The sequence below is a fragment of the Roseivirga sp. UBA1976 genome (assembly GCF_002336325.1).
Taxonomy (GTDB): domain Bacteria; phylum Bacteroidota; class Bacteroidia; order Cytophagales; family Cyclobacteriaceae; genus Roseivirga; species Roseivirga thermotolerans.
This window is the reverse complement of sequence record NZ_DDDQ01000093.1, coordinates 1-4,576: the sequence shown is the minus strand read 5'-3', so window position 1 is coordinate 4,576 and position 4,576 is coordinate 1. Positions and strand designations below refer to the sequence as shown.

The window sequence follows — 4,576 nt, the reverse complement described above, 5'->3', positions numbered from 1 at the left end:
GATCCCCGATCAAGTCGGGGATGATGATAGTGGTGATGGTTCGTGATTGCTAATCAGGCTAGGGATGACGGCAATCATACGGAACCGTCACCCCCGGCCCACCCTCAAACAGGGAATTCCTAATATTTCACCGGCCTATGCAGGTTCTCGCATCCCCACCCAGGTAAACCGTCTGTTGACATAGTCCGGGTTAGTGAAAGAAGCATTTCCGGCAGGATTGCCTCCTGTTACGTGGAAATCAGAAAACGCAGCGTTTTGGTTTACAAAGATTTGACCGGTAAGATTAAACGAAACCGGGGTTGCTGCCAGTGACATCTCATCGGCAATATATTCTTTCATTTCCTCATCTGTGGTGTAAGCTCCGCACGATATTGCACCATAGGTTTCGGCCATTTCACGAGCCAGAGCCACTGATTCGCGTGTATCTTTAGTCTTGATGAGAAAGGCTATTGGGCCAAACATTTCTTTAGAAAACTTATCCTTATCGGCCGCAGTCAGCTCAATATAAGTAGGTGTTTGGGTTCTGGCATTCTTAAAATAAGGCACCGATTGCTCAATGCTACGGGTTTCCAACCTTACCTTGCCTCCAATAGACTTGGCAGCAGAAGTTGTTCTTTCGGCTGTCAATGGGTTTTGAATGGTTCCGGCTACAAAAGGCCCGGCTTTCGGGTTGTCTATAAGTCCGTTTGTAAATTCTACAATCTTTTGAGCCACCTCATCAAAGCTCACTACTCCTTCCGGTGTCTTTACTCCGCCTTCGGGAATAAAAAAGTTTTGTGGAGCAGTACACATTTGCCCGGAATAGAGTGCTACCGAAAATGTAATGTTCTGAATCATCTTATCCAGATTATCGGTAGAATCCAAAATCATAGAATTCACCCCGGTTTTCTCAGTAAATACTGCTTTGGGCAAAGATTCCAGATAGCTTCCGAACTCAGAATTACCGGTAAAATCTACCAGCTTCACTTTGGGATGTTCGGCCAATTCTTTGGCTATGGGTTTGTCTTTGGTATCTACTGCCAATTGGCAAACCTCCGGATCGAAGCCCGCACTTCGCAAGGCATTTCTAATCTCTGCCACCACAATGGCCATTGGTAAAACTGCTCCCGGGTGGGGTTTTACAATTACTGAGTTTCCGGTAATCATGTTGGCATAAACGCCCGGCACAGAATTCCAAGTAGGAAAGGTAGAGCAGCCTATTACCAATCCAATGCCTTTTGGCACAGCTCTCCACTCTTTGTTTATAGTCAGGTTATACTTACCCATGGGCTTTTCCCAAACTGCTTTTTCCGGGAAACGACCCAACTCCTCATAACCGGCTGCTACCGCCTCCAGTGCCCGGTCTGCCGCATGCGGACCAGAGGCCTGAAAAGCCATCATATAGCCCTGCCCTGTGGTATGCATAGTAGCATAGGCATTTTCAAAAAAACGCTTAGAAAATCGTTCTAACGAATCGATTAATACCGCTGCCCGATCTTCTTTAGATACCTTTCTCCAGCTATGGAAAGCTTTTTCAGCACGCTCAAGCAGTACATCATTAGAAAACTGCGGATAGGTAGTACCTACGGGTTCATCGAAATAAGGAGAGTGCTCTTCGCCTACCCATGCCTCTTCACCACTTTGTTGTAGCTCCTCAAACTTACCTTTACGTAGTTGTTTAAAGGCATTCTTACCTTCCTCATCGGCTGTTTCTCCATAAATGGCCGGAGATGGGTGTTCAGGATATTGGGCATGAAAAACCCGGGTGTGTAATGCCTCAATGGCTTTATCTAAAATTTCTTTTTGTGCAGTTGTCAATCCCATAACTAACGTTTGTTTGGTTTCGAATTTAGCTCTAAATGCACAAAGAACAATAGCCTGAACCGATTGTTAAAAGGGAAAGCCGTGCAGTAGTCTTCTTCTGGACTATGAATTTGCGGTGGCGAATGGTTAACTTTGAAGTATACCTCTTTACCATGAAAAATATTCTGATTGCTATTCTCCTTTTTGCTGCTCCCACCCTTATGGCGCAACAAGCTAAGGCTACGAAAGTTGTGGTTCGCACTCAGGCCAAAGACGCCAAATTTATTGGCTCCAGCATGGGCGGTTCGCTTATCATAATTCGTGATGCCCAAACCAATGAAATACTGGCTAAAGGATATACCAAAGGTGGAACAGGCAATACAGACCTCATTATGCGCACTGCCAGAGAGCGGTACCAATCCATCACCGATGGGGCTGCCTACTTTGAAGCCAGCTTGTCTCTGAGCAAGCCTTTGCTGGTAACCATAGAAGCGCAGGCGCCAGCACACCACGAAGAAGCACGTGTTATGGCTCAAACTCAGGCATGGCTCATTCCCGGCAAACCCATGGATGGCGAAGGCATTGTTGTGGAAATACCGGGTTTTGTGGTCGATGGCCTTTACCCACAGACCCATCAGGGTTTCTCCTTGAAAGAAACGACAAGCGTAGAATTAAAAGCCAATATAGTAATGATGTGTGGTTGCACCATTTCTGACGGAGGCCTCTGGGATGCGGGGCTCATGGAGGTAGAGGCAATGGTCTCTATTGATGGTGAATATGTTCGTACCGTAACCATGCAACTAAAGGAAGACAATACTTTCGTGGCCAATCTGCCGCTGGAAAAAATGGGCTCCTATGAAGTAATTATTTCCGCCTACCATATACAGTCTAAAAACACGGGAGTCGATGAACTGTACTTTAGGGTGAGCCAATAAGTTCACATAAACTTATTTGGGTGTACTAAACATTTCTTGCCCTATGTGGTATAACTTTGCGGGCCTTAACGCACAGCAATGAACGACAGAAAAACAACCAACATATTACTGCTTATAATAGTGGTGCCACTGGTTTTCTACATGCTCAAAACCCTGTCTTTTATTTTCATTCCTTTGGTATCGAGCATGTTCATTGCACTCATATTTCTACCACTCATGCGGTGGCTCAAAAAGAAAGGCAGCCCCAAATACCTCAACATATTTATAGTGGTGGTTATTATGGCCATATGCTTTAAGCTCTTTGGAGAACTCATGCAGCTTTCTAGTCGTGAAATTCTGGCTACGGACAATCAGTTTTTTGAACGAGCCAAAGCTAAACTAGGACAGCTCATTGCAAGTCTGGAAGGCTTTTTTGGTGTAGATTTTCTCAAAGGCGAAGAAACACTCAAAGACCTGGTGAGCAAAGAGGCCGTAATGAAAAATCTGGTACCTACGGTCGATTTTGTGAGTGGAACAATATCTATGTTGCTCACCACCATATTTTTTGTACTTCTTTTGTTGGCAGAGTCGTTCGATGTGCAAAAAATAATGCGATCTACGCTTATAAAGCAGCAGTTTGCTTCTATAAAGACCTTCCGGAAAATAGAAAAAGACCTGCTCACCTTCATTAAGGTGAAGTTCTTTGTGAGCTTGCTTACGGGAATTGGCACCGGACTGGTCTGCTGGTTTTTTGGCGTAAGCTTCCCTATTTTCTGGGGTCTGTTCGCCTTTGCCATCAACTTTGTTCAAATGGTGGGGTCCGTAATTTGCGTAATAACCGTTACCATTTTTGCTTTTGTAGAAATAGACTCTGCGTCTATGCTATTGTTCTTCGCATTATCGGCCACGGGTGTTCAGGCCTTATTTGGCGGGGTTCTGGAACCCATTTTCATGGGCAAGTCTTTCTCTATCAATGTCATTACCATACTCATTGCCCTTATGCTTTGGGGATTTGTTTGGGGAGTACCCGGACTCATAATGTCCATTCCTATTACGGTTTTTCTAAAAGTGCTCTTCGAGCAATACAAAAGCACCCGAATGATAGCCCAGTTAATGTCAGGGCAATAAAGCTCCACTGGTTACAGGTGCAAAGCAACGCTTGAGAAAAGGGCAGCCCGATAAATCTGTTTTTTGCAAGATAGCAGCTGTTTGAGTATAGGCCCCTCTGGTTACAATCGTCTCATTATCAAAAAAGTGTGTATATTCACCCTCCCTCCACCAGAGATTATTTCTTATCTTTCTTCATACCCTTCGGGGCCAACAATCAACCTTAAACGTTAATTACTAATGAAAGAATTTCAGAAATTCATCTCGAAAGGCAATGTAGTAGAAATTGCCGTTGGTCTTATTATGGCCACTTATTTTGGAGCTATTGCCAAATCTTTGGTCAATGACGTGCTCATGCCGCCTATTGGCTTGCTGCTTGGAGGTGTTGATTTTTCTACCATGAAAATTGTGTTGCAAGAGGCAACAGCAGAAGGCACGGCAGAGGTAGCTATCAACTATGGAGTGTTTATCAATACCATACTCACCTTCCTTATTGTGGCTATGGCCGTATTCATGATTGTAAAGGGATATAACCGCATGAAGGAAAAGTGGGAGAAGAAAGAAGAAGCCAAGCCGGCAGCTCCTCCTGCACCATCTAAAGAAGAGCTACTTCTTACTGAAATAAGAGATTTGCTCAAAAAGTAAGTGTCAGAATCTCAAAGGTGGCGAGGTAAAAGAGCCTTCCTATAGCCTGCCTGTACCACTTTTGAGATTCTTTATTTAACCTGAGTTCGATGTAAGTAAGTAGTAAAATATCCCCTCTTAGGACGTCA

At 44.4% G+C, this 4,576-nt stretch carries 4 protein-coding genes; 3 read left to right on the top strand and 1 reads right to left on the bottom strand.

Going from position 1 to position 4,576, the window contains the following annotated elements; all coding sequences use genetic code 11:
• Positions 1–135 precede the first annotated feature (135 nt).
• Positions 136–1,803 (bottom strand): phenylacetic acid degradation protein PaaN, encoded by a 1,668-nt coding sequence (gene paaN / locus B3763_RS09180; RefSeq protein WP_189629359.1) that lies wholly within the window; start codon positions 1,801–1,803, stop codon positions 136–138.
• Between the two features lie 104 nt (positions 1,804–1,907).
• On the opposite strand from paaN, the gene B3763_RS09175 reads away from it, so the two are divergent.
• From B3763_RS09175 to mscL, 3 genes are all read left to right on the top strand, one after another.
• The gene (locus B3763_RS09175) at positions 1,908–2,717 is read left to right on the top strand and encodes a hypothetical protein (protein WP_286745882.1); all 810 of its coding nucleotides are present in this window, start codon (positions 1,908–1,910) and stop codon (positions 2,715–2,717) included.
• 78 nt (positions 2,718–2,795) lie between these two features.
• Positions 2,796–3,824 carry an AI-2E family transporter gene (locus B3763_RS09170; RefSeq protein ID WP_189629357.1) on the top strand — a complete coding sequence of 343 codons (1,029 nt, stop codon included), beginning with the start codon at positions 2,796–2,798 and terminating at the stop codon, positions 3,822–3,824.
• 219 nt (positions 3,825–4,043) lie between these two features.
• Positions 4,044–4,448, top strand: coding sequence for a large-conductance mechanosensitive channel protein MscL (gene mscL / locus B3763_RS09165; protein WP_189629356.1), 405 nt, complete (start codon positions 4,044–4,046; stop codon positions 4,446–4,448).
• Positions 4,449–4,576 lie beyond the last annotated feature (128 nt).

Excerpts from the sequence above, each read along its gene's own strand:
- paaN (WP_189629359.1), bottom strand. The coding sequence starts at position 1,803 with ATGGGATTGACAACTGCACAAAAAGAAATTTTAGATAAAGCCATTGAG.
- B3763_RS09175 (WP_286745882.1), top strand. The coding sequence starts at position 1,908 with ATGAATTTGCGGTGGCGAATGGTTAACTTTGAAGTATACCTCTTTACC.
- B3763_RS09170 (WP_189629357.1), top strand. The coding sequence starts at position 2,796 with ATGAACGACAGAAAAACAACCAACATATTACTGCTTATAATAGTGGTG.
- mscL (WP_189629356.1), top strand. The coding sequence starts at position 4,044 with ATGAAAGAATTTCAGAAATTCATCTCGAAAGGCAATGTAGTAGAAATT.